General features: G+C 65.2%; 18 protein-coding genes. 11 read left to right on the forward strand and 7 right to left on the reverse strand.

The features are described 5' to 3' along the window. The coding region (locus QQL28_RS43975) for a c-type cytochrome (protein ID WP_348522569.1) at positions 1 to 488 on the reverse strand (488 nt) is incomplete at its 3' end. A 211-nt stretch (positions 489 to 699) separates the two neighbouring features. On the opposite strand from QQL28_RS43975, the gene QQL28_RS43980 reads away from it, so the two are divergent. Further along, positions 700 to 1053: a cupin domain-containing protein gene (locus QQL28_RS43980; protein ID WP_431309728.1), complete on the forward strand. Its 354-nt coding sequence runs from the start codon at positions 700 to 702 to the stop codon at positions 1051 to 1053. A gap of 609 nt (positions 1054 to 1662) precedes the next feature. Next, positions 1663 to 2754, forward strand: a complete 1092-nt coding sequence (locus QQL28_RS43985; RefSeq protein WP_284275958.1) for a type II asparaginase — start codon at positions 1663 to 1665, stop codon at positions 2752 to 2754. A gap of 25 nt (positions 2755 to 2779) precedes the next feature. Here QQL28_RS43985 and QQL28_RS43990 read toward each other — a convergent pair whose 3' ends face one another. Beyond that, the gene (locus QQL28_RS43990) at positions 2780 to 3586 is read right to left on the reverse strand and encodes an N-acyl homoserine lactonase family protein (protein WP_284275961.1); all 807 of its coding nucleotides are present in this window, start codon (positions 3584 to 3586) and stop codon (positions 2780 to 2782) included. A gap of 414 nt (positions 3587 to 4000) precedes the next feature. On the opposite strand from QQL28_RS43990, the gene QQL28_RS43995 reads away from it, so the two are divergent. The 4 genes from QQL28_RS43995 to QQL28_RS44010 all read left to right on the forward strand — a co-directional run bounded on the left by QQL28_RS43995 (position 4001) and on the right by QQL28_RS44010 (position 10634). Further along, positions 4001 to 5590 carry a caspase family protein gene (locus QQL28_RS43995; RefSeq protein ID WP_284275962.1) on the forward strand — a complete coding sequence of 530 codons (1590 nt, stop codon included), beginning with the start codon at positions 4001 to 4003 and terminating at the stop codon, positions 5588 to 5590. 123 nt (positions 5591 to 5713) lie between these two features. Beyond that, positions 5714 to 6385, forward strand: coding sequence for an OmpA family protein (locus QQL28_RS44000; protein ID WP_284275964.1), 672 nt, complete (start codon positions 5714 to 5716; stop codon positions 6383 to 6385). 158 nt (positions 6386 to 6543) lie between these two features. Continuing rightward, entirely contained in the window at positions 6544 to 7473 is a 930-nt protein-coding gene (locus QQL28_RS44005) for an efflux RND transporter periplasmic adaptor subunit (protein ID WP_284275966.1), read from the forward strand. Then, a complete protein-coding gene (locus QQL28_RS44010; protein WP_284275969.1) occupies positions 7473 to 10634 on the forward strand; it encodes an efflux RND transporter permease subunit in 3162 nt (1053 codons plus the stop codon). Before QQL28_RS44005 ends, QQL28_RS44010 begins: the two co-directional genes overlap by 1 nt. A gap of 13 nt (positions 10635 to 10647) precedes the next feature. Here QQL28_RS44010 and QQL28_RS44015 read toward each other — a convergent pair whose 3' ends face one another. Then, entirely contained in the window at positions 10648 to 11322 is a 675-nt protein-coding gene (locus QQL28_RS44015; RefSeq protein WP_284275971.1) for a Crp/Fnr family transcriptional regulator, read from the reverse strand. 267 nt (positions 11323 to 11589) lie between these two features. Between QQL28_RS44015 and QQL28_RS44020 the strand changes: the two genes are divergently transcribed. Together QQL28_RS44020 and QQL28_RS44025 are read left to right on the forward strand one after the other, a co-directional pair. Next, positions 11590 to 13632: an AsmA family protein gene (locus QQL28_RS44020; protein WP_284275973.1), complete on the forward strand. Its 2043-nt coding sequence runs from the start codon at positions 11590 to 11592 to the stop codon at positions 13630 to 13632. A 216-nt stretch (positions 13633 to 13848) separates the two neighbouring features. Beyond that, positions 13849 to 16302, forward strand: coding sequence for an adenylate/guanylate cyclase domain-containing protein (locus QQL28_RS44025; RefSeq protein ID WP_284275975.1), 2454 nt, complete (start codon positions 13849 to 13851; stop codon positions 16300 to 16302). A 103-nt stretch (positions 16303 to 16405) separates the two neighbouring features. Here the strand turns inward: QQL28_RS44025 and QQL28_RS44030 are convergent, their stop codons facing one another. The 4 genes from QQL28_RS44030 to QQL28_RS44045 all read right to left on the reverse strand — a co-directional run bounded on the left by QQL28_RS44030 (position 16406) and on the right by QQL28_RS44045 (position 21700). After that, complete coding sequence (locus QQL28_RS44030; RefSeq protein WP_284275977.1) at positions 16406 to 17659, reverse strand: Spy/CpxP family protein refolding chaperone; 1254 nt, start codon at positions 17657 to 17659, stop codon at positions 16406 to 16408. Between the two features lie 178 nt (positions 17660 to 17837). Further along, a complete protein-coding gene (locus QQL28_RS44035) occupies positions 17838 to 18809 on the reverse strand; it encodes a LysM peptidoglycan-binding domain-containing protein (RefSeq protein WP_284275979.1) in 972 nt (323 codons plus the stop codon). Positions 18810 to 19036: 227 nt separating this feature from the next. Further along, positions 19037 to 21136 carry a methyl-accepting chemotaxis protein gene (locus QQL28_RS44040; RefSeq protein WP_284275981.1) on the reverse strand — a complete coding sequence of 700 codons (2100 nt, stop codon included), beginning with the start codon at positions 21134 to 21136 and terminating at the stop codon, positions 19037 to 19039. 411 nt (positions 21137 to 21547) lie between these two features. Next, positions 21548 to 21700: a hypothetical protein gene (locus QQL28_RS44045; protein ID WP_284275983.1), complete on the reverse strand. Its 153-nt coding sequence runs from the start codon at positions 21698 to 21700 to the stop codon at positions 21548 to 21550. 382 nt (positions 21701 to 22082) lie between these two features. Here QQL28_RS44045 and QQL28_RS44050 point away from each other — a divergent pair, with 382 nt between their 5' ends. From QQL28_RS44050 to QQL28_RS44060, 3 genes are all read left to right on the forward strand, one after another. After that, on the forward strand, positions 22083 to 23198 hold the full coding sequence (locus QQL28_RS44050; RefSeq protein ID WP_284275985.1) for a lactonase family protein: 1116 nt from the start codon (positions 22083 to 22085) through the stop codon (positions 23196 to 23198). A gap of 118 nt (positions 23199 to 23316) precedes the next feature. Then, a complete protein-coding gene (locus tag QQL28_RS44055; protein WP_284275987.1) occupies positions 23317 to 23454 on the forward strand; it encodes a hypothetical protein in 138 nt (45 codons plus the stop codon). Between the two features lie 165 nt (positions 23455 to 23619). Next, entirely contained in the window at positions 23620 to 24522 is a 903-nt protein-coding gene (locus tag QQL28_RS44060) for an efflux RND transporter periplasmic adaptor subunit (RefSeq protein WP_284275989.1), read from the forward strand. Positions 24523 to 24885 lie beyond the last annotated feature (363 nt).

Here is a 24885-nt window from a genome sequence, read left to right on the forward strand (position 1 = left end):
GAAAAATACGCCGCCGCTGCCGCGATTTCGGAATCACTTGCGCTTTTCGCGAGCGAGATCATCAGCGTTTGCGGAGCGCGATTTTGCACCGCCGTTGTTCTCATTCCGCTTTTGTAGTCCGCCATCTGTTGAACAATGTAGTTCGCTGGTAATCCGGCGAGGTCAGCATTTTCTGGGCCGCCTTGACCATTCGCCCTATGACAAAAACCGCAAGCGAACACGTCGGGCTTCCTGCCGTGCGCAACGATATCGGGAAGCGCAGCATGGTCTTCGGGATGCCAGATCGGAGCCAGAAATAGATCTCGGGTTTGCGGAACGGTATAGGACGCGCGGCTGTCCGGAACCGTTCGTGGCTTGCCATCGTCGGGCACCGGTTTGAAGTCGGGCGGATTGACGGGATAGGCCCACGCGGGCGGACCTTCGCCTCGTGCCGGTTGAACGGCGAGCGCGGCAATAAGCAACAGCAAGATAGCCGCGAGCTTGCGCATCTTAACCGCCACCGTTCTGACGCCTGATCCAGAAACTTATTACATGATGTCGCCTACGACAACTTCGAATCCTGAGCCCGTAAGAGGCTACGTCCGCCATGGGTCAAAATGCGAAGAACTCAACGTGAGCAAATCCAGTCCGCTATGCTCCGTTGAACGGACCTGAATGGGGCGCTACGTGGGCTTGTAGATAATCCGGCTCTGGAAAGGCGTGGGAATATCGATGACAATCCAGCCAGGCAATCTATTCGCCGATGTGGCGGATGTTTCGGCCGCAAACATAGGGGAAGAGGCGTTGAGCGAAATCCTCGCGCGGCCTGGCTTGAAGATCGAGCGCATTATATCGCAGGGGCAAACTAGTCCACCGGGCTTCTGGTATGATCAGGCGTGGAACGAGTGGGTGATCGTGCTGAAAGGGCGCGCCACATTGCAGTTCGAACATGAGCTTGCCGCGCGATCGCTGGGCGTGGGGGATTACGTCTTCATCCCTGCAAGGAAACGCCATCGCGTCGAGTGGACGGAGCCGCAACAGCCAACGGTCTGGCTCGCCGTCCATTTCGAGTGAGCGCTTATCGCAATCGGATCAGCCGAGTGCGGAGATCGACCAGTCTATTGGACCGCATTCGCGCACGGTGATGCACCGCCGTGGATGAGGACCGCTCTGGGTCACAAGGTGACATTCCGGGTTCGGGGCTGCGTGTCCGCTTTACCCTCGAAAGCAAACATCCCGGATTTATGAGTACACGCCCTTGCATTCCAGATGACCAGCTGACCCTCATGGTGAGGAGGCGCGCAAGCGCCGTCTAGCGGACGATGCTTCGCATCGCCGCGAGAACCATGAAGGCCCCCGCTGCTGCATCTTGGCCCGCATCCTTCGAGACGACCGCTGCGCGTCCTCCTCAGGATGAGGCATTGAGAGCGGGGCTTCGCTCTCTCCTTGTCATTCCGGAAAGGCGAACAAGCCCGCGCGTTAGCGTCGAACTGTGCCCAGTACGTTGGCGTCAGGTGCTGGGGAAATCGGACGTCATCGCGGGCATACGAAATCGACACAATGACACAGACCGGACCATCTGAAAGCGTCGTCACCCTAGACAGGGTGCATCGGCTGGAGGATCATGTAACGCTAGGCGAGCTGGGGCGCTTCGACGAGGCTTTCTAGGAAAGGGAGGTCAAGATGCGGCGGTTTCGAGTGCGTGATCACATATTGGCGGCCATGAGCGTGCTTTTCGTGCTGCTCTTCAGTTTTGCGGTCGCGGAGGCGAGGGGCCCCGGTCTGCCCAACGTCATGGTTCTGGCAACCGGTGGCACGATCGCCGGCACCGGATCGAGCAGCACCACCGTGGTCGGTTACACCGCAGCGACCGTGGGCATCGAGACCCTCCTGAACGCCGTCCCCGAACTGAAAACGGTCGCCAACGTCAAGGGCGAGCAGGTTTTCCAGATCGCCAGCGAGAACATGAACAATGACTACTGGCTCAAGCTGGCAAAGCGCGTCAACGCGCTGCTCGCGCAGGATGACGTCGACGGAATCGTGATCACGCACGGGACTGATACGATTGAAGAAACCAGCTATTTTTTGGACCTTGTCGTCAAGAGCAAGAAGCCTGTCGTCATCGTCGGCGCGATGCGGCCGTCGACAGCTATCAGCGCGGATGGGCCGATCAACCTCTATAATGCCGTGATCCTCGCCGGCAGTGACGAGGCGATCGGCAAGGGCGTTCTCGTTGCTCTCAACGATCAGATCAACGCGGCTCGCGACGTCACCAAGAACAACACCTCGACGGCAGACACCTTCCGTACACCTGAGCTCGGCTTTCTCGGCTACATGCAGGGAAACAAGCCGTACTTCTATCGTCAATCGACCCGCCGGCACACGGCGGACTCCGAATTTGACGTATCGAACCTCGATGCCCTGCCGCAAGTCGATATCGTCTACGGCTACGCCAACATGAACCGGGTCGCGATCGACGCCTTTGTCGCCGCAGGGGCCAAGGGCATCGTGCATGCCGGCGTCGGCGACGGCAGCCTCGCCCGGCCCGCGGTCGAGCCGGCCCTCGACGAGGCCCGCAAGAAGGGTGTCGTGATCGTTCGGAGCAGCCGTGTCGGGAACGGCATCGTCGCACGCAACGGCGAAGCCAAGGACGACGAACACGACTTCGTCGTCTCAGATACGCTTAACCCTCAGAAGGCACGTATCTTGCTGATGCTAGCGCTGACCAAGACGACCGACACCAAGGAGATCCAACGGATGTTCTACACTTACTAGGCGCACACGCACCGGCTCGCTTCCATCACTTCACAAACGACCTTGTCGGCGGCAGGTGCAGTGCCCAGGCGTCGGTCTGGTCGCTGGCGCGCGGATAGATCTCCGTGACCAGCGGATCGTGGCCGGGGATGAAGCGATCGGGATGACCGGCGAGGCGCTCGACGGTTTCCCAGCCTGCGGCCATGTCGCCGACATTGTAGACGATCGGGAACGGGCTGCGCCGCTGCAGATTGGCGTAGTAGTGCGCAGCGTCGGAGGCGAGCACCACGGGCCCGCGCGCGGTCTCGACCCTGACCACCTGCAAGCCGTCGGAATGGCCGCCGACGCGGTGCACGGTGACGCCGGGCGCGACCTCGCCGTCGCCGGAATAGAAGCTGACGCGCTCGCCATAGACATGGCGCACCATCTGCGTGACGTGCTCGACCGAGAACGGATGTCGCAATAGGCCGTTGCACATGCAGCGGCCGGTCGCGTAAGCCATCTCGCGCTCCTGCAAATGGAAGCGCGCATTCGGGAAACGATCGAGATTGCCGGCATGGTCGTAATGCAGATGCGTCACGATGATGTCGGCAATCGCTGAGGCCTTGACGCCAAAACGCTCCAGCGCGTCGACCGGATTGAGCGTCAGCTTGCGGGCGCGCAAGGTCGCTTCCTCGGCATTGAAGCCGGTATCGACCAGGATATCGCGGCCGCCCCCGCGGATCAGCCAGACGAAATAGTCGAGATCCTGCGCGGTGCTCTCGTGCGGATCCGGCGACAGGAAGTTCATGTGGGGGGTGCGGGGCGACATCGTCGCGTAGCGCAGCGCGTAGACTTCGTAGAGGTTTCCCATGGTTGCACTTTTTTCGTTGAGGGGAGCCCGAGACCGGTCGCCAACGGAGCAAGCCACCGCCGGACGCAAAGGTCAAACCCGTCTCTCGCGCGGCCCCCAAGTGAGACGGCAAGTGAGACGGCAAGTGAGACCGGCAAGTAAGACCGACATGTGAGACCGATCACATTTTTGTCGCGATGGCCGCGCTAAGAGGTATCTCCCGCCGGGCTAGCCCCTCCGATCGAGCGATGCCGTGACAGCCGCTTTAGTCCCCTCCATCCTTCCCGCCGCGTCGCGGTCAATTGTCGCGATAATGCCTGTTCTCCAAGCGGTTGACGCCCCCACCCCCCGGTTTGATAATGCAAATTGCGTAAGTTAAGGTCGCCGCGGCGCAAAGCTTGCGAACGGCGCCTTTTTGGCTGGACCGCGCTCCTTATGAAGATTCGCTTTCTTTCGCTTCTGCTCCTGATGTTCTCGGTCGTCCTGACCGTCCCATCCTTTGCCGCCGCCGACCGCTATGCGCTGGTCATCGGCAATGCCAAATATCCGGACGCCGACAGCCCGCTGAAGGAGCCGATCAACGACGCACGCGACGTCGCCGACGAGCTCAAGCATGACGGCTTTACCGTCGATGTCGGCGAGAACCTGACCGGCGACGGCATGCGCCGCGCCTTCGACAAGCTCTATGGCAGAGTCAAGCCGGGCGCGGTCGTGCTGGTGTTCTACAGCGGCTTCGGCATCCAGTCGGCGCGCCAGAGCTACATGATCCCGGTCGACGCCCAGATCTGGACCGAGTCCGACGTGCGCCGCGACGGTTTCAGCATCGAGACCGTGCTCGGCGAGATCAACACCCGCGGCGCCGGCGTCAAGATCGCGCTGATCGATGCCTCCAGGCGCAACCCGTTCGAGCGGCGGTTCCGCAGCTTCTCCGCGGGCCTCGCCCCGGTGATCGCGCCGAACGGCACGCTGGTGATGTATTCGGCGGCCCTGAGCTCGGTGACCTCGGATGCCGGCGGTGACCACAGCCTGTTCGTCCAGGAACTCTTGAAGGAAATCCGCGTCCCCGACCTGATGGCGGAGGAAACGCTGAACCGCACCAAGATGGGCGTCACCCGCGCCTCGCGTAACGAGCAGGTGCCGTGGATCTCGTCCTCGCTGGCCGAGGATTTCTCCTTCATTCCAGGCGCCGGCGGATCGCGGCCGACCGCGAATGCTCAGCCGCCTGCCACGCCGCCGGCGCCGCCCGCGCCCACACCGCCGGTGGTTGCAAACAACCCGCCTGCGCCGACACCTGCACAAACGCCCGCTGCCCCGGCCCCGCCCGCACCGCCGAAGCCCCAGGTCGAAGCGAATGTTGCTCCACCTCCCGCTCCTGCGCCTTCTCCCGCGCCGGCCCCTGCACCGTCACCGAAGCCGCAGGTCGATGCGGCCATTCCCCCGCCTCAGCCGCCGGCAAAACCGGCCGACGCCGGCACCAGCCCCAATACCGGCGGCGGCACCGACACCGGACCGAGCCAGGCCGCACTGGCGGACGACCCGACCATCAAGAGCCTGACCGCCAAGATTGCGGCCAACCCCGACGACGTGAACGCGCTCTACCGGCGCGGCCAGGTCTATGCCAGCAAGGGCGCCTATAACCTTGCGATCAAGGATTTCGACGACACGATCCGGATCAATCCCAAGGACGTCGAGGCCCTGAACAACCGTTGCTGGACCCGAACCGTGGTCGGCGACCTCCAGGGCGCGCTGAAGGATTGCAACGAGGCCCTGCGGCTGCGCCCGAACTTCGTCGATGCGCTGGACAGCCGCGGCCTGGTCAACCTGAAATCGGGGGCGGTGAAGAACGCGATTGCGGATTTCGATGCGGCGCTGAAGATCAACCCGCGCCTGACCTCGTCGCTCTACGGGCGAGGGATCGCAAAGCAGCGCAACGGCTCGGCCTCGGAAGGCGCGCTGGACATTGCGAACGCCAAGGCGATGGACCCGAACATCGTCCAGGAGTTCGCAAGTTACGGAGTACGTTGATATTTTTTTGAGATTCGGGGCGCCGCGCCTCGAACCCCCGGGAACCCCGCGGAGACCAAGGGAAGGATGCCGCAAGGGCCCTTCCGGGCTTGTTGCAGGAATTTTTTGCAGGAGGGACTGGCAATGAGATTGGCTGCAAAGGGCGTGACCGCGATTCTCTCGATCCTCACGATCGGCGCCGCACTGACGCTGCCGCTGTCGGGCGCTTTCGCAGGCGACGACAAGGACACCGGCAACAACGTCACCGAGGACCAGATCGTGCGGGCGCTGGCGCCGCCGAAGAAGCCCTTGACGCGTGGCCTCTCGATCGGGCCGCAAGCCGATCCGGCGCCGAGCGCCGCCGAGACCAAATTGCTCCAGAGCGTGCGGGGCCGCGCCACGCGCTCGCTTTCGGTGAGCGAACGCGAGGAAATCGCAACCGTGGCCAAGGACAAGCCGAATATCGATCTCGAGATCACGTTCGACTACAACTCGGCCAACATCAGCGCCAAGTCGATGCCTTCGGTGCAGGCGCTCGGCCGTGCGCTCGCCAGCCCCGATCTGAAGGGCTCCACCTTCGTCGTGGCCGGCCACACCGACGCCGCCGGCGGCGAGGGCTACAACCAGGACCTGTCCGAGCGCCGCGCTGACTCGATCAAGCGCTATCTCGTCGACAAGTACAGCATTCCCGCGGCCGATCTCGTCACCGTCGGCTATGGCAAGAGCAAGCTGAAGGATCCGAGCCAGCCGATGGCGGAGGTCAATCGCCGGGTGCAGGTCGTCAATATGGAAAACAAGACCACCGCGTCCAAGTAAGCGCGACACATTGTGCAAGTGACCGTTCCTGATGTGGTGTAAGTTCGCGCTTCCGACGCGCGTCCCGCGAGCCTTGCGGGACGCCGCTTCGTTTCGGGGAAACTCTTCCAGTAGCTGCGGCGAGCTCGCGGCCATGAGCCAGGCAGGATGATCCGGCGATGAACGTCACCGAATATCTCAAGCCTGCGGGAACCGCCCTGTTCATCGTCCTGCTTGGCGTCGGCTATTATTGGTTCGAGAACCGGCACCGCCCGGAAGTGAAGGAGACGCCGGGCGAGGCCGTCGTCGTCGTGACCAAATCGACCAATGCCTGCTTCTCCGATCTGGTGCGTGTGACCGGCTTTTTCGTGCCGCGCCGCGAGGCCGTGGTGACCGCCGACCAGGAAGGATCGCGCGTCACCGACCTCTTCGTCACCGAGGGCGCCACCGTCACCGAGAACCAGGAACTGGCGCGGCTGAGCCCGCCTCCGCAGATGCCGGGACAGCCGGCGCGGCCGGGACCGCAAGGACCGATCGCGCTCAAGGCGCCCGCCGCCGGCCTCGTCACCGAAGTCCGCACCGTCGTCGGCGCCCCGGCCTCGCCGCAGGCGGGCCCGATGTTCCGCATCGCAGTAGGCGGCGAGATCGAGCTCGATGCGCAGGTGCCGGCCGTGCACATGCCCAAGCTCAATCCCGGCGCGACGGTGCGGATCAGCCGGGACGATGCCCCCGACCTGATCGGGCGGGTCCGGCTGGTCTCGCCTGAGATCGACCGCGCCACGCAGCTCGGCCGCGTCCGGATCAGCGTCGCCAACAATCCGTCGCTCAAGGTCGGCATGTTCGCCCGCGCCTCCATCGACGCCAAGCGGAGCTGCGGCGTTGCGGTTCCCAAGACCGCCATTGACCATCTCACCGTCCAGGTGGTCAAAGGAAACACGGTCGAGACGCGACGGGTGCGGGTCGGGCTGACGTCCGACACCGCAACGGAAATCCTGGAAGGTCTCGACGTCGGCGAAATCGTCGTGGCCGACGCCGGCTCTTCGCTCCACGACGGCGACCAGATCAAGACCGTCTTCGCCGATGAACTCGATCGATCGCGAGTACGCTGATGGCTCTCAATATCTCGGCATGGTCGATCCGCAATCCGCTGCCGTCGGTCGTCTTTTCCATCATCCTCCTGATCCTGGGCTGGGTGTCCTTCACCAAGCTCGCGGTGACGCGATTGCCCTCAGCCGATATCCCCGTGATCTCGGTCGCGGTCTCGCAATTCGGCGCTGCGCCGGCGGAGCTTGAGTCCCAGGTCACCAAGACGGTTGAAGACGCCGTCTCCGGCGTCGAGGGCGTGCGCCACATCACCTCGCAGATCACCGACGGCGTGTCGGTGACCACGATCCAGTTCGCGCTGGAAACCAACACCGACCGTGCGCTCAACGACGTCAAGGACGCGGTCACGCGGGTGCGTTCCAACCTGCCGCAGAACGTCACCGAGCCCCTGATCCAGCGCGTCGACGTCATCGGCCTGCCGATCGTCACCTATGCCGCGATCTCGCCCGGCAAGACGCCGGAACAGCTCTCCTATTTCGTCGACGACGTGGTCAAGCGCGCGCTGCAGGGCGTGCGCGGCGTTGCCCAGGTGGAGCGCATCGGCGGTGTCGAGCGCGAGATCCTGGTCTCGCTTGATCCCGACCGGCTCCAGGCCATGGGCCTCACCGCCGTCAATGTCAGCCAGAGCCTGCGCGGTACCAATGTCGACGTCGCCGGCGGCCGCGCCGAGATCGGCAAGAACGACCAGGCGATCCGCACGCTGGCCGGCGCCAAGACGCTGAGCGATCTTGCCGGCACCATGATCCCGCTGTTCGGCGGCGGCGAGGTCCGGCTCGACGATCTCGGCACCGTCACCGATACCATCGCCGACCGCCGCACCTTCGCCCGCTTCAACGGCGAGCCGGTGGTCGCGCTCGGCATCAAGCGCTCCAAGGGCGCCAGCGACGTGGTCGTCGCCGCCGCCGTGCAGAAACGCATCGATGCGCTCAAGATCGCCTATCCCGATGTCGACCTGAAACTGATCGACACCTCGGTCGAATACACCAAAGGCAACTACGAAGCGGCGATCTCGACTTTGTTCGAGGGCGCCATTCTCGCCGTCATCATCGTGCTGCTGTTCCTGCGCGATTTGCGCGCCACCATCATCGCCGCGATCTCGCTGCCGCTGTCGATCTTCCCGGCATTCTGGGCGATGGACCTGCTCGGCTTCTCGCTCAATCTCGTCAGCTTCCTCGCCATCACGCTGTCGACCGGTATTTTGGTCGACGACGCCATCGTCGAGATCGAGAACATCGTCCGGCACATGAACATGGGCAAGTCGCCTTATCGTGCCGCGCTGGAAGCCGCCGACGAGATCGGGCTCGCGGTCATCGCGATCTCGCTGACGATCATCGCGATCTTCGCACCCGCGAGCTTCATGTCCGGCATCGCCGGGCAGTTCTTCAAGCAGTTCGGCATCACCGTCTCGGTGCAGGTGTTCTTCTCGCTGCTCGCCGCGCGCTTCGTCACGCCGATGCTGGCGGCCTATTTCCTCAAGCACCACAATCACGAGGAGCCGCCGCCGGGCCGCGTGCTGCGCACTTACCACAAGATCGTGGCGTGGTCGGTGAAGCACTATTTCATCACAGTGCTGATCGGATTCGGCATCTTCGCCGCCTCGATCTGGAGCATCACGCTGTTGCCGCAGGGCTTCCTGCCGGCGCAGGACAGCGCGCGCTCGCTGCTCGCGATCGAGCTGCCGCCGGGCACCCAGCTCTCCTATACCGAGAAGGTCACCGAGGACATCGTCGCGCAACTGCGCAAGCGGAGCGAGGTGAAGAGCGTGTTCGTCGACGGCGGCCGTGTCCCGCCCGGCACGCAGGAAGTCCGGCGCGCCTCCCTGATCATCAACTATACGCCGAAGCACGATCGCAAGATCACCCAGCGCGAGCTGGAATTCGAGATCAGCCAGCAGCTCGAGAACATCCCCGACATCCGCTTCTGGTTCCTCGACGAGAACGGCCTGCGCGCGATCTCACTGGTCGTCACCGGCGTCGACGCCAACATCGTCAACAACGTCGCGAGCGAGCTCGCGACGCAGATGAAGCGAATCCCGACCATCTCCAACGTCATCTCGGAAACCGCGCTGGAGCGCCCCGAGCTGCGCATCGAGCCGCGCGCGGAGCTCGCCGCCCGCCTCGGCGTCTCGACCGAAAGCCTGTCGCAGACCATCCGCGTCGCGACCATCGGCGACGTCGGGCCCGCGCTTGCCAAGTTCGACGTCGGCGACCGTCTGGTGCCGATCCGGGTTCAGCTCGAAGATGGCGCGCGCGGCAATCTGAAGACGCTCGAGCAGTTGCGCGTGCCGCTCGGCGAGCGCGGCGAGAAGGGCGGCGTGCCGCTCTCGGTCATCGCCGACGTCAAGCTCGACCAGGGCCCGACCAGCATCAACCGCTACGACCGCGAGCGCCAGGCAACGGTCGCCGCCGATCTCGTCGGCTCCGCCGCGCTCGGCGATGCCACCAAGAAGATCTACGAGCTGCCGGTGATGAAGAGCCTGCCGAAGGGCGTGAAGGTCAGCCCCTCCGGCGACGCCGAAAGCCTCAACGAGCTGTCGGATGGTTTCGCCACCGCCATCACCGCCGGCCTGATGATGGTCTATGCGGTGCTGGTGCTGCTGTTCGGCACCTTCCTCCAGCCGATCACCATCCTGTTCTCGCTGCCGCTCTCGATCGGCGGCGCCATCGCGGCCCTGCTCGTGACCGGCAAGCAGCTCACGACGCCGGTGTGGATCGGCATCCTGATGCTGATGGGCATCGTGACCAAGAACGCGATCATGCTGGTGGAGTTTGCGATCGAAGCAATCCGCGCAGGCAAGCCGCGGGATGAGGCCATGATCGACGCCGGCATGAAGCGCGCACGCCCGATCGTGATGACAACGATCGCGATGGTCGCCGGCATGATGCCGAGCGCGCTCGCGGTCGGCGCCGGCGGCGAGTTCCGCTCGCCGATGGCGCTCGCGGTGATCGGCGGCCTGATCTTCTCGACCGTGCTGTCGCTGGTGTTCGTGCCCGCGATGTTCATGGTGATGGACGACATCGGCGCCGTGATCTGGCGCTTCGGCAAGCGACTGATCGTGCAAAGCGACGATGCGGACGCCGAGCATGACGCGAAGCCGCCGGCCGGAGCAACGCCTGCGGAAGCTGCCCCGATGCCGAAGAGCATCGTGCACCCGGCGGCCGAGTAGGATTTACCTGCCCCTATTCATTCCTCGCGATCGACGTCAGCTTGGTCATGTTCTTGAGCAGGATCCGGCCACGCTGGAGGTCGAGGATCGCGTCCTTGCGCCAGGCCTGGAGCTGACGGTTGACGCTTTCGCGGGCGGCGCCGACGAAGATGCCGAGCTGCTCCTGCGAGATATGCACCTCCGAACCGAAATCGGCCGCGAGCGCGCAGAGCCTGCGGGCCAGCCGCACCGGCAGGGGCTGCAGCATGGATTCTTCCATGCGCTCGCTCTGCCAGCGGATGCGCTGGCACAGCAGCCTGATGATCTTGATCGCGACCTTCGGCTCGCGCTCCAGGAAGGCGAGGAAATCCTCGCGTCGCAGCACGAACAGCTCGCTGGCCTCGCCCGCGGTCGCATCCGCGGTGCGGTCCTGGCCGTCGAGCACGGCGACCTCGCCGAACAGGTCTCCCGGTCCCATGAAATTCAGCGTCAGCCGGCTGCCGTCGGAGGCGCCGGTCTCGATCCGGACCTGGCCGCGGCGGACGCCGAACAGCGCATCGCCGGCGTCCCCTTTCTGGAACAGCACTTCACCATTCGCCAGATGCTGGGTGTGGCAGAGATTGGACAAGCGCTGCAATTCGTCCGCACCGAGGTCGGCGAACATCGGGTTCATTTTCAGAATGACCGCAAATTCGGCCTGTTTGCTCATTGCAATTCCCTTTGCAGGTCTCTTGGTAAATTCCCCTTGGCAAATTCCGTTGGCAAATTCCGTTGGCAATTCCCTTGGAACCATCGACCATCAGAGTTGCGGCAAACCCGCGGGGAGAAGTGTGTCATAAGTCACATATCTTTGCAGCACCCCTTGTTTATTTTTGGCCGCTTGGAGCGGTTTCCCCTCCCGGGATAGACTGACGGGCAGCGGACGGGTGATCCGGCCCGGCCGGGTTCGACGACGCTATCCGTTTGGAAAGTCGACATGAAAGCAGTGAAATTCGCCGGCGCTGCGGTCACCGCCGTCATCATCGTCATCGCACTTCTGCTGGTGATCGGGATTCCCTCGGGCTTCCTGACCTCGGCGATCACCTCAAAGGTGGAAAGCGCGACCGGCTACCGCCTGACGATCGCCGGCACCACGAAGATCAGCCTGTGGCCCACGCTGAACGTGACGCTGAACGACGTCACGCTGCAGGATCCGAAGGACCGCACCGGCCTCAGCCGCCTCACCGTCGATAGCGTGCAGGCCGACATGTCGCTGTCGAGCGTGTGGTCCGGACATCCGAAGATCTCCGAGATCCTCGTCACCCATCCCGTACTCTACCAGCCGCTGCTGCGCGAGCGCATGCCGACAGTTGCTCCGAAGCCGGCAGTGCCGTTGGACGCAGGCGGCGCCAGCATCGAGCACATCACCGTCACGAACGGCGAAGTGGCGTTCTCGGTCGCGCGCGACCGTGTCGAAAGCCGGATCAGTGCGATCAACGCCGACGCGATCATGAATGCCGATCGCAAGGTCAATTTCAAGGGCACGGCGCGGGCCGGCGATCACGGCATCAAGTTCGACATCAAGGCATTGGCGCCTGCGGCGCCGGTCGAGCGGCAGACGATCCCGCTCGACTTCGCCATCGATGCGCCGAGCCTGCTGCAATCGCAGCTCAGCGGCCACGCCGAGGCGCGGCTGAACGGCTCGCTCGTGATGATCAATAGCATCAACGGCACGCTTGGCGACGGCGCGTTCAACGGCTGGGCCTCGGTCGACATCGCCAGCAAGCCGCTGGTCAAGCTCGACCTCGATATCCAGCGGCTCGACATTCCCCTGTCGAAATCCGCCGACGGTGCCGCCGGCCAGCCGTGGAGCGACGCGCCGATCAGCGTCTCCGGACTCAATTATGTCGACGCGCAGATGCGGGTCTCGGCGACCGAGGCCAATATCGGCGAAGCGCGTTTCGCGCCTTTCGCGCTCGATGCAAAGCTCGCCGGCGGCGTGCTGAAGGCCGGCACGGCCAATCTCGGCGCCTATGGCGGCCAGATCTCCGGCGAGGTGATTTTGGATGCGACCAGCGGCGCGCCGAGCTTTGCCATGCATTCCGACCTCGTCGGCGTGCGTGCATTGCCGCTGCTCAAGGGGCTCGCCGATTTCGACCGGCTCGACGGCAAGCTGCAGGCGAAGATCGCGGTGCGCTCGGCGGGCAGCAGCCAGCGCGCGCTGATGGCGAACATGCAGGGTACGGTGTTCGCGACTTTCCAGGACGGCGCCATCCGCGGCATCAATGTCGCGCAGATGATCCGTTCGCTGACCACGTCCACGCTGTCCGGCTGGCAGGACAGCCAGGAGCAAAGCACGGACCTCACGCAGCTCTCCGCCTCGTTCCGCGTCGACAAGGGTCAGGCGGTGACGACCGACCTCAATCTCGTCGGCCCGCTGGTGCGCGTCACCGGCGCCGGCACGATCGCGCTCGACACCAAGATGATGGGTTTTCGCGTCGAGCCGAAGCTGGTGATGACGACCGAAGGCCAGGGCCGCACCTCCGATCCGGTCGGCTTTGGCATTCCCGTGATGATCGAGGGCTCCTGGTCGCAGCCAAAGATCTATCCGGACATGGCGGGCGTGCTCGACAATCCGGAGGCTGCCTATGCAAAGCTGCGCGAGATGGGCAAGGGCCTGTTCGGTCCCGACGGCGCCGGTCTCGGCAACATCCTGGGCAGCCTCGGTCTCGGCGGCCCTGCGCCGGGCGGAGGCAATGCCGCGGGCAACGCCAATCCGCAGGGACAGCCGTCGCAAAACAACCCGCTCGGCGGCGCACTGGGCGAGGCGATCGGCAATCTGATCCAGCAGGGCCTGTCCGGCGGCGCCCCCGGGACCAGCACCGGCCGCAGCCGGAGCCTGCCGGCATCGCCGCCGCCACCCTCTCCGCAGGCATCCCCCGCGCCGCCGGCCCAAGATAACCCCCAGGACACCCCGCCCGCCGAGCCGCAGGACAGCCAGCCGATGAATGACGTGCTGCGTCAGCTGTTTAACCGGTGATTTTCGCGGGCGGCGGCCCCCTCAAGCAGTCTTTTCCGGGCTACCCTCTCCCTCGCGCGTGGGGAGAGATGGCAAGGGCTTGGTTTGCCGCGACAATCGACCCCCTTCTTGGCCGGCTCCTCCCCCCGAACGGATGAGCGCGGGCGGCCCCAGGGGGTGAACTTGTGCTAGAACGGCCGGCAGCGCCGGCGTCGGTCGCGGCGCGTGAGGATCTGGATGGCGGGAGCGAAAGACAAGACCTGGTTTTTCCGCGAGGGCCTGTTCGCCAAATATGTCGTCTCCCTCGTCGGCCTCGTCGTGTTTGTGCTCGCGGTCAACGGCGCGATGGAGACCTGGATCTCCTATCGTGCGACCCGAACGACGATCGTCGACGGCATGGAGGAGAAGGCGCAGGCGACCGCCAAGCGGATCGAGCAATCGGTCTTCGAGCTGGAGCGCCAGATCTCCTCGGTGACGCGCGCGAGCCTCGACACCATCGACAAGCGCCGCGCCGGCTATGCGCAACTTCTCAATTCGGCTTCCGCGGTCACCCAGCTCTCCCAGCTCAACGGCAACGGCCGCGAGGTGCTGCGCTTGTCGCGCGTCTCGGTGTCGGTCGGCAGCAACGCGGATCTGTCGCGCGACATGCGCTTCAGCTTCCCCGACACGGTCGCCCGCGGCGTGAACTACGCGCCGCCCTATTTCTCCGACGACAAGCCGTTCATGTCGATCGCTGTCGCCCATTCCGGCTTCAATGCCGGCGTCACCGTCGCCGACATCGATCTCGGCTTCCTCTCCGACTTCCTGTCCGACGCGCAGGTCGGCAAGGTCGCACTCGCCTATATCGTCGATTCCCACGGCAAGGTGCTGGCGACCTCGTCGCGCGGGCCGGAAATCGCAACCGACCTCGCAAAGCTGCCGCAGGTCGCCGACGCCATTGCACCGGACCGCGAGCCGGCCGCTTCCGGCACCGATTTCAACGGCCATGCCGTGCTGACGGCGGCGAGCGAGGTGCCGAAGCTCGGCTGGGCCGTGCTGGTCGAACAGCCGACCGCGCATGCGCTCTCGCCGATCCGCGACCAGCTGGTGCGGGTCGGACTTCTGATCGGCATGGGCCTCCTGGTCGCGATCCTCGCCGGCACGCTTTTGGCGCGTCGCATGCTGATCCCGATCACCGCGCTGAGCGCCGGCGCGCACCGGCTCGGCGAGGGTGATTTCAGCCACCGCATCGACGTGCGCACCTCCGACGAGCTGGAGGGACTGGCAAATCAGTTCAACAGCATGGCGAACCAGATCCAGGAGACCTATTCGAGTCTGGAGACTAAGGTCGAAGAGCGCACACGCGACCTCGCGCAGTCGATCAACGAGCTCAAGGTGCTGGAAGAGGTCGGCCGCGCCGTTGCCTCCTCGCTCGATCTCGATGCGGTCTTGCCGACGATTGCCGCCCGCGCGCTCGAGATCACCCATGCCGATGCGGTCCTGATCTATGGCTACGATGCCGACAAGCACCGGTTCAACCTGGTCGAGGCCAGCGGCATCGACAAGTCCGCCGAAGGCGCGCACGTCACCATCGACGAGGGCGCGAGCCTGCTCAGCGACGCCGCAAGGGGCGGCGAGCCGATCGCGCTTCCCGATCTCGATGAGGCGGCAGAGCAGCCGTTGCGCGACGTCGCCGTCAATGCCGGCTTCCACTCCGTGCTCGTGGTGCCACTGGTCGACCAGCAGGGCACGCTCGGCTCGCTGGTGGTGCTGCGCCGCGCGGCCGGCGAGTTCGCAAGCGGCCTCACCGGATTGATGCGCACCTTCGCGCACCAGGCGGTGCTCGCGATGCGCAATGCGCGGCTCTTCACCGAGGTCGACCACAAAGGCCGCGAGCTTGCGGCCGCCCATGAGACGGTGCAGCAGCAGGCCGCAAAGCTTCAGGAGCAGACCGAGCAGCTGCGCAACTGGAACCGCTCGCTGGAGGAGCGCGTCGAGAAGCAGCTCGGCGAGATCGGCCGCATCAAGCGCCTCGAGCGCTTCCTCGCCCCGCAGGTCGCGCAGCTCATCGCCTCCTCCGACGGACATGACGCGCTGCTCGACAGCCATCGCCGCGAGGTCACCGTCGTGTTCTGCGATCTGCGCGGCTTCACCTCCTTCACCGAAGCGACCGAGCCGGAAGAGGCGATGAACGTGCTGCGCGAATACCACGCCGAACTCGGCGAATTGATTCACCGCTACGAGGGCACGCTCGACCGCTTCGCCGGCGACGGCGTGATGATCCTGTTCAATGCGCCGCTTCAATTTGCCGACCACACCAAGCGCGCGGTGAAGATGGCGGTCGAGATGCGCGATGCGATCGGCAAGCTGACCGAGAAGTGGAAGAACCGCGGCCATTCGCTCGGTTTCGGCGTCGGCGTCGCGCTCGGCTATGCCACGCTCGGCCAGATCGGCTTCGAGCAGCGGCTGGAATATGCCGCGATCGGCAGCGTCACCAACCTCGCCTCGCGCCTGTGCGACGAGGCCAAGGCCGGCCAGGTCGTGGTCGCGCGGCGCGTCTTTGGCATCGTCGAGCCCTGGGTCGAAGCCCGCCCGCTCGACGATCTCCAGCTCAAGGGCTTCAACCACCCCGTGCTCGCGATGGAGATCCTGAGCTGGCGCGAGGAAGTGAACAACGTCGTGGATGCGTCGGCCGCACGGCGGAGGATGTGAGCGCGGGTGCGCGCCATAAATTCCACTGTCATGCCCCGGCTTGACCGGGGCATCCAGTACACCGCAGCTTTTCGGCTCAAAGAAGGGGCTTGCTCTCCGCCGCTCACACGCCCCGCTTCAGGCCCATCGCCTCGAACTGCGTCTTCTGCTCGTCGGTGAGGCCCCACTCGAAATCGTCGAGCGCATCGCCGACGCTCTTTGTGGCTTCGCGCATCATCTCCAGTCGCGCCTTCACGGCTTTGAGGCGGGCTTGCGGGGTGTGCAGGTTCTGCGGCGGACAAGGAGACAAGGCTTCCATGGTGCCCATGGTGGTGTCCTGCAGCACCTCCAGCGCGGCGCGCCTGGTATCGTCGAGGCGCAAGGCTGTCGCGATCTCGTCGACCGGCCATTGCTGCTTCACGAGCTGCTCATACTGGCGCTGAAGCTGCTCGTCGCTCGCGGGCTCACTCGGTGCCTTGCAGGCTGCGGCCTGCATCTCCTTGCGCTTTGTCTCGGCAGCGTTCGCGCGGCCGTCCTTGCCGAGCGCGTTGAGGCGCGACTTCTGCTCGTCGTCGAGCAGCCCGTAGAACTTTGCAAGCTGCGGCGCGACCGCATCCACCGCGTTGATCATCGCATCGAGGCGGCGCTGCATCAGCGCGAAGCGATCGAGCGCATTGCCGGCCGCTTCGGTCGGGCAGGAGGCGCGAATGCTCGCACCTGCCGCGGCCCAGGCGCTGGCGAGCTCGTCAAGGCCGGCGCGCTGGACTTCGTTGGGCTGCACGGTGCGCAGCATCGCGTCGATGGGGAGACCCACGGCATCGCCGGTGTCGCAGAGCTGCTGGAGCTCGGGGACCCTGCGATGACGACGGCCGGGCGCCGTGTAGGCGGCGAGCTCGGTCGGGGCATAGGGCGCGAAGACCGCGGCATAGATATCGCCATAGCCATAGGACCACAGCGCGGTGCCGTCGCCGCGCATCGTGAAGTCGGTGACGTCGTCATCGGCGAACGGCCAGAACAGCGGGCCGACCCAGCCATAGGTGCCGTCGGCGTGCTGCCACCAGCCCTGCTCGGCGCGGCCGCCGCGCCAGCCGGCGAGCGCCGCAACCGCCGTGAGCTGGGCGCGCACGGTCGGGCGGACGGCTTCGGTTGCAGAGCGGAGATCCTGCGGCCGCAGCGCGGCCATCCGGGTACGTCCCCGCGCGGCCATGCGCATGTGGCGGATGCCGGCGACGCCAAGCACGTGCGCCACCGCAAAACGCGCGACGCCGAGGGGGCCGCCGACACGCAGGCGGAAGCCGGCTTCGGCCACGTCAGGCAGCATCGTGAGGGCGACCAGGGCGATCCCGGCGGCCGCCATTCCCAAACGGGGTTTCGACATGATGGTCACCTTGGCTCCCTCCTCCGCGCCAAGCCGCATCTCGTCATAATGAGAATGACGCGCAGCGGAACAGAAAGTTCCTGCCGCGAGAGAAATGGTGGGTTACGCTTCCGCCTTCGCGTTTCGAGCTACGGCGGACTAGCCGCTAACCCACCTTAGAATTCGTGGAGCAGGCCCCTCACCTTGCCTTGCGCGGCACGACGAATGTCTGACCCGGGTAGATGCGGTCGGGATTGTGGATCTTGTCGCGGTTGGCGTTGTAGATCAGGGCGTAGCTGAGGCCGTCGCCATAGGCGCGGCGGCTGATCACCCAGAGGCTATCGCCGCGCGAGACGACGCGACTCATCGGAATCGATCCAGTCGTCTCGACCTTCGCGCGCAGCGGGCCCTTCTCGGCGGACGGCGCGGCGGCGAGGGCCAGAGCGGTTTGTGCAGTGCTCGGCGACGCTGCCGGACTATCCCCCTTCGCAGAAGCTTCCTTGGACGTATCCTTGATGGGCGTTTCTTTCGCGAGCTTGGCGACATCGGTGCGCGCCGCTGTGGCGCGCGGCGGCTGGGCCATGGCATTCAGCGTCACTGGAACGTCGGTCTTCGATTTGGTCACGCTCCCGTCCGGCGCCGTCGATTGCAGGCTGAGCTTGTAGCTGCCCGGCGGCAGCTTTGGCGGGGTCATCACGAACAGGCCGGACGCATCGGCGACCGCGGAGGCATGGCTCTCGCCATCGCGCAGCAGCTCGACGCGCGCGCCCGGCGCGGCGCGACCGGCGATGACAGCTTCGCCGTCGTCATCGACACGCGCGACGTCGAAACGCGGCCCGGTCTCCTCGGCCGCAGCCGGCGGCGGAGCCGTGGGCGTCGGCAAATCGGCGAGCGCGGTCTCGGCTTTGCCGAGCGCCGTGGCGACATCATTGCTGGGCGTCGACGGTGCCACGGCGGGCGCGCTCGGCGGCAGGAATGTGGGCGGCGCCGCGAGCGTCGTCTTGGCGTCCGTCTTGGCTTCGGCCTTGGCGTTGCCGTCGGCGACCTTGACCTCGGGCCCACCGTGCAGCGCCTGCCACAGTCCGCCGGTGCCGACGACGATCGCCGTACCGCCGGCCGCAACCAGCAGGAACGAGCAAACGGCGATTGTCGCCTTCGATGCGATCACCATGAATTCCTAGCCCCTTCACGACAAATCACAGGCGCAAACCTGCGCTGGATTCGCGCCCGCATCAAGTCGGCAAATGGATGATCAGCAATCGGTCACGGCTTCTGACCGATAGGGCCGCAATGATGCGCGTTCCCGAAATGGATCAAACCTTCGAGCCGCGGGTTGTCACAACCGCTGATGGCGGAACAGTCCGGCCAGTCGGCTAACCCACCCGACTGATCTCGAAGCTAAGCCGCCCTGAGATCTTCGACGAATCGGCCGACCTCGCGCTTCAGATCGTCCGACAGCTGCGCCAGCATCTTGGCGGAATCGAGCACTTCGCCGGCGGCGGCACCCGTCTGGCCGGCGGCCTGCGAGACGCCGGAGATGTGACGCGAGACCTCCGTGGTGCCCTGGGAGGCCTGCTGCACGTTGCGGGCGATCTCGCGCGTGGCGGCGCCCTGCTCCTCGACCGCGGCGGCGATCGCGGCCGCGATCTCGTTGACGCGCTGGATGGTGGTGCCGATCGACTGGATCGCGGTCACGGACGAACGCGTCGCGCCCTGGATTGCGCCAACCTGGCCGGTGATCTCTTCGGTCGCCTTCGCGGTTTGCGTGGCGAGATTCTTCACCTCGGCTGCGACCACGGCAAAGCCGCGGCCCGCTTCGCCGGCCCGCGCGGCCTCGATGGTGGCGTTGAGCGCCAGCAGGTTGGTCTGCTCTGCGATGCCCGTGATCAGTTCGACGACATCGCCGATGCGCTGGGCGGCGTCCGCCAGCGCCTGGACCTCGCCATTGGTGCGATCGGCTTCCGCCGCGGCAGCTCCGGCAATGCTCGAGGATTCCGCGACCTGGCGGCTGATCTCGGCGATCGAGGCCGACAGCTCTTCCGTGGCGGCGGCAACGGTCTGCACATTGGACGACGCGTCGCCCGAGAGGGACGCAACGGAGGCCGCCTTCGACGAGCCCTGCTCGGCGGTCGACGACATCGAGTGCGCGGTGGCGTTCAGTTCGCCGGACGCCGAGGCGAGCGTATGCAGCGATTCCGTGACGGTCTTCTCGAACTCTCCGATCAGCCGATCGACGGCAAGCTGGCGCCGCTCCTTCCGGCCTTGCTCGGCCGCCTGCTCCTCGGCGAGGCGATCGGCGGTGATCATGTTCTCCTTGAACACCGACACCGCGCGCGACATCTCGCCGATCTCGTCGCCGCGCTCGATGCCGGTGAGCTCGATGGCGTAGTCGCGCTCGGCAAGGGAGCGCATCGCCTGGGTCAATTTCCGGATCGGGACGCTGACGCGGCGGTTGACGAGGATGAAGCCGAACACGGTGATGGCGAGCGCGACCAGCATCATCGCGCCGTTCAACACGAGGCTCCATTTCGCCGAGCTCATCTGCTGCCCGGCGCGCGCGACCATCTCGGCAAGCGCCGCGTGGCCGGCCTCGACATAGAAATTAAGGATGGCAGTGTTGAGCTTGGCGAGCTCCACACCCTTGATGTCGATCGCCTGGTTGTTGCTCAGTGCCTTGATGATACCTTGCTGGCGCTCGACCATGGCGGTGGCGTCGCTTTGCTTCGAGCGCGCAATCACGTCGACGAGGTTCGCGGGGGCGTCAGCGCGGCTTCCAGCATCCAGCACCTGGCTCCAGGCCTGCCTGGCGCGGCCGGCGTCCTCGGCCGCCCCGACAATGTCGGCGGCAGTCCAGGGTTTTGCGGCGGCGCCCGCGGCCTCGATACGGATGGCGATGAGGCCACCGAAATTGCGCGCGGCCCAAGCCGACTGCTTCACTCCCAGCAGATGATCGACCACGGGATCGGTGAGCTTCAGCGCATTCTCCAGCTCGGTGGTCAGCGCGAATAGGCCGTCGAGATAGTCCTGCGCCGCTTTCCGGAATTCGTCGGCCACCTTCGTGTCGCGCGCCGCCTTCGGCTGGTGGATGACGGCTTCCGCCTTCGGCCGCAGCGGCATGAACGCATCGTGGAGCGCAACGAGCTTGCTCAGGACGCCGGCAAGGCGGGAATCGGACACGCCATCGAGCCGTTCGAGCACGCTCTTATAGGCCGCTTCCGATACTTGCCGGTTGGTGGCGATCCGTTCGTCGGCGCCGGCATTGGCCGGCTCTTCCGCAAGCAGCGCCGAAAGGAAGGTGCCGCGCTCGATGCGGAAGCCGAGCAGGGCCGTGAAAAGCTGCTGGTCGGTGCCGGCAAAGCGCTCGACCTTCTGCGCCGCAGCGTTGCGCTCGACAGCGCCGTAGAGCCCGGCCGCGAGCTGGGCGATCAGAAACAGGCCGAGGATACCGATGATGGCGCCGAGAACCGAACGAATGGAGGGATTGCCGAACAATTTCATTGCGACCGCCGCATCCTTCAAAGATGCAGAAGATTACCGTCGCGCCCCTAAGATTCGGTTCACCTCAATACCGGCAAAGGCATCGCATCGGATGATGGCGCGCGGGAAGGCAAACTCCGCAGAACTACGGAGACACGCAGCCCGGACGCAGCGCCGGCCTTCAGGACCGTTTTGCAGCGCGCACTTCCGCGAACTCGGCATCGGGATGCGCGACGATGGTCGCAACCATGATGCCGCTGATGATGATCGACCAGGCGGTGTCCCAATAGATCCAAAACACGTCAGCCTCCGCAAAAGCCTCCCGCCGCGAGCAGGGATTCTAGAACAGCCGAACGCCGATGCCGTTCCTCTTCTGCTGCGGCCTGTGAGCGCACCCAGGGACCACTATCCTGGGCCAAATATCTTGCCGAACTATCTCTTGTTGGTCGGCCACAGCTTGCGATCGGTTTGATCGGTTTGCTGCTTTGTCACCACGTCTGCATCGCGCTGGCTCGTTTTTGGGCGTGGCGGAGATTTAGGCGGGCCGGCCTGGCCGCCATGCTTGCCACCCATGTTGGACTTCATGTCAGGCTTGCCTTCGAGGTCTTTTTCGCGGGGGCACGGTCAGCCCCCTTTCGCGCCAAGAGATGGCGGTGCATACCGGGAACAGGTCAGGCGTCAGCGCGTACCGATGCGTTGGTGTCGCAGCCAGAAACCGGCAAAATGAGCTGCGTCCGCCATCCCTGTTGTGGCCGGTTGTCACCCGGCATGCCCGGATTTAATGCATCGCAGGCGCGTTGGTTCAGACGCCGATTGCGAGCTTTCTTGAGCCAATCGATACAATTTCGACATCGATCGATCCAAATTGGATTTTGGTGCAATGGCAGAGAGCCGGATATCCTCGCCCGCAAACCGAGAACAGCCATGCCGGACGGCAGCGGCGAATTTTGAAGCTGGAGGAAGCCTGATGTCCCGACCGACCCGCCGTACCGCCCTGCGCCTGCCCGTTGCGGCATGCGCCGTCATTCTCGCCACCCAATTCGGAGTCCGCGCCGGCATGGCCGACACATTTGCCTATGTCGGCAATGCCGACAGCAACGACATCTCCGTCTTCCGCATCGACGGCAATGGCGAGATGAGCCCGGTTCAGACCGCGCCCTTCGTCGGCATCGAAAAGCCCGGCTCCTCGACGCCGCTCGGGGTGACGCCCGACCACCGCGTGCTGATCGCCGGCGTGCGCTCGCAGCCGTTCTCGGCCGTGAGTTTCGCGATCGATCAGAAGGCCGGCACGCTCAAGCACATCGGCAATGGGCCGCTCGCCGACAGCATGGCCTATGTCATGACCGACCGCACCGGCAAGTTCGTGTTCAGCGCCTCCTATGGCGGCAACAAGGTCGCGCTCAATCCGCTGCCCGAGACCGGCGTCGTCGGCGAGCCCAAGCAGGTCATCCCGACCGGGTTGAACGCGCACGCCTTCATCCCCTCGCCCGACAACCGTTTTGCGTTCGCGACCAATCTCGGCTCCGACCAGGTGCTGGCCTTTGGCTTCAATGCAAGCACCGGCGAGCTGACGCCGAGCGATCCGCCGGCCTACAAGGTGCCGGAGAAATCGGGCCCGCGGCACTTCGTATTCCACCCCAACGGCAAATACGTCTATCTCATCCACGAACTGAACGGCGACGTCGCGGCGTTCTCTTATGAGGAGAAGACTGGCGCCTGGGCCGAGATCCAGCGGACCACGGCGTTGCCGGAAGGCTTCAACGGAAAGCCCTGGGCCGCCGACATCCACGTTACGCCCGATGGCCGCTTCCTCTATGCCTCTGAGCGGACCACCAACACGCTCACCGCCTACAAGATCGACCCGGCAAGCGGCAAGCTCACCACGGTCGGCACCGTGCCGACCGAGAAGCAGCCGCGCGGCTTCAACATCGATCCCGCCGGCCGCTATGTCGCCGCCGTCGGCGAATTGTCCGACAGCATGACGGTCTATGCGATCGACCAGACCAGCGGCGCGTTAACCAAGCTGAAGTCCTATCCGACCGGCAAGAAGCCGAACTGGGTGGAGTTCGTGGCGCTGCCGTAAGAATGCGGGAGCTGCGACCGACCTACGCAATCATCCGTAGTTTCGGTCGCGGCTCGCTGCCGTCATAGTCCGGCTCGCGATGGACCGTCATATTGTCTTCAAATGCCCGCAGACCGGCATGAACGTTCAGCATCGGCTCACGGCCGCGCCGACCGATGCCAGGGATACGCATGACTCGGTAACCTGCCCGGCCTGTGCGCGCCTGCACCTGATCAATCGCGCGACCGGCAGGCTGCTCGGCGAACGCCGCGGCTGACGGATCGCGCCAGGCGCCGAACCTGATCTTCAATCCTGCGACTAATCAAAGGCTTGCCGCGGACGTACCCGCGGCATTCCATCCCGCTCGAGCACCGCGGCGCCATGGTCTGGTCCCCCGCCATCTGCTATCGAGTGAAACGTTTGATCCCGTGGATTGGCTCCGATGCGTCATTGCCCCCGCAAACCTCGCAAAACCCTGTTTCCCGTGGCCGTCGCCGTAGCGTTGGGCCTTTGCCTTTTTCTTGGCTACCTCCCGGCACGCGCCGCCGATGACGAGGCGCCCAAGGGACCGGCGGTCACGGTGCTGAAGGCGGCGAAGTCCTGTTTCTCCGACATCGTGGAGGCGAGCGGCACGATCATCGCGCGCGAGGAGACCTCGGTGCGGCCCGAACGGCCGGGATTGAAGGTGACCGAGGTGCTGGCAGAAGCCGGCGAGACCATCACCGCCGGCCAGGTGCTGGCGCGGCTGGCCTTGCCCGAAGGCGGCACAATCCAGGTGACGGCGCCGGTCGCCGGCGTGATCTCGGCCTCGACCGCGCAGATCGGCGCGCCGGCCTCGGCGCGCGGCGAAGCGCTGTTCTCGATCGTGGCGCGTAGCGAATATGATCTCGTCGGCCTCGTCGCTACCGCCGACATCAAGAAGCTCGCGGTGAACCAGCCAGCCACCGTGCGAATCGCGGGTGCCGGCGACATCGACGGCAAGGTGCGCAAGATCGGGCCGACGGTCGAGCCGAACATCCAGCAGGGCATGGTCTATATCGGCATCTCGACGCAGCGGCGGCTGCTGCTGAATTCCAGCGCCCGCGCGCTGATCAAGACCGGGCAAAGCTGCAACGTCGCGGTCCCGCTCACCGCCGTGCAGTACAGCCCCGCCGGCACCGTGGTGCAGATCATCCGACGCAACCGCGTCGAGACCAAGCGCGTCGAGACCGGGCTGATGTCCGGCGGCAATATCGAGATCCGTGACGGCGTCAACGAAGGCGACATCGTCGTCGCCCGCGCCGGGGCACTGCTTCGCGAAGGCGATCCCGTTCGCCCGGTGATGGCGAGCGCGGAGACGAAGTAACGCTGTCAGGAGCGGACGACGAAGCCACGCCGTCATTGCGAGCCACCGGGTCCGCGCGAAGCGCGGCCCGATGACAGGCTCCGCGAAGCAATCCAGAATCTTTCCGCGGAAAGACTCTGGATTGCTTCGTCGCTTCGCTCCTCGCAATGACGTGGGAGGGAGCCTAGGGTCGCGCGAATGCGCGCCCGACGACAGGCTCCGCGAGCCCACCACTACTTCTATCGCAATTATGGAGAAGATGGTGGGCACGGCGCTTTGCGCCTTTGCCCACCCTTGTATTAGCGCGATCGCTTATGATGGGTGCCGTTCCGTGAGGAATGGCCCAGCCCGGGTGACGGCCCGAGCTGGGTCGCCGTTCGATCG

The organism is Bradyrhizobium iriomotense, from assembly GCF_030160715.1.
Classification (GTDB): domain Bacteria; phylum Pseudomonadota; class Alphaproteobacteria; order Rhizobiales; family Xanthobacteraceae; genus Bradyrhizobium; species Bradyrhizobium iriomotense.

Coding starts and splice junctions, on each gene's coding strand:
- QQL28_RS43985 (WP_284275958.1), top strand. CDS start 1,663: ATGCGGCGGTTTCGAGTGCGTGATCACATATTGGCGGCCATGAGCGTG.
- QQL28_RS43990 (WP_284275961.1), bottom strand. CDS start 3,586: ATGGGAAACCTCTACGAAGTCTACGCGCTGCGCTACGCGACGATGTCG.
- QQL28_RS43995 (WP_284275962.1), top strand. CDS start 4,001: ATGAAGATTCGCTTTCTTTCGCTTCTGCTCCTGATGTTCTCGGTCGTC.
- QQL28_RS44000 (WP_284275964.1), top strand. CDS start 5,714: ATGAGATTGGCTGCAAAGGGCGTGACCGCGATTCTCTCGATCCTCACG.
- QQL28_RS44005 (WP_284275966.1), top strand. CDS start 6,544: ATGAACGTCACCGAATATCTCAAGCCTGCGGGAACCGCCCTGTTCATC.
- QQL28_RS44010 (WP_284275969.1), top strand. CDS start 7,473: ATGGCTCTCAATATCTCGGCATGGTCGATCCGCAATCCGCTGCCGTCG.
- QQL28_RS44015 (WP_284275971.1), bottom strand. CDS start 11,322: ATGAGCAAACAGGCCGAATTTGCGGTCATTCTGAAAATGAACCCGATG.
- QQL28_RS44020 (WP_284275973.1), top strand. CDS start 11,590: ATGAAAGCAGTGAAATTCGCCGGCGCTGCGGTCACCGCCGTCATCATC.
- QQL28_RS44025 (WP_284275975.1), top strand. CDS start 13,849: ATGGCGGGAGCGAAAGACAAGACCTGGTTTTTCCGCGAGGGCCTGTTC.
- QQL28_RS44030 (WP_284275977.1), bottom strand. CDS start 17,659: ATGTCGAAACCCCGTTTGGGAATGGCGGCCGCCGGGATCGCCCTGGTC.
- QQL28_RS44035 (WP_284275979.1), bottom strand. CDS start 18,809: ATGGTGATCGCATCGAAGGCGACAATCGCCGTTTGCTCGTTCCTGCTG.
- QQL28_RS44040 (WP_284275981.1), bottom strand. CDS start 21,136: ATGAAATTGTTCGGCAATCCCTCCATTCGTTCGGTTCTCGGCGCCATC.
- QQL28_RS44045 (WP_284275983.1), bottom strand. CDS start 21,700: ATGAAGTCCAACATGGGTGGCAAGCATGGCGGCCAGGCCGGCCCGCCT.
- QQL28_RS44050 (WP_284275985.1), top strand. CDS start 22,083: ATGTCCCGACCGACCCGCCGTACCGCCCTGCGCCTGCCCGTTGCGGCA.
- QQL28_RS44055 (WP_284275987.1), top strand. CDS start 23,317: ATGAACGTTCAGCATCGGCTCACGGCCGCGCCGACCGATGCCAGGGAT.
- QQL28_RS44060 (WP_284275989.1), top strand. CDS start 23,620: ATGCGTCATTGCCCCCGCAAACCTCGCAAAACCCTGTTTCCCGTGGCC.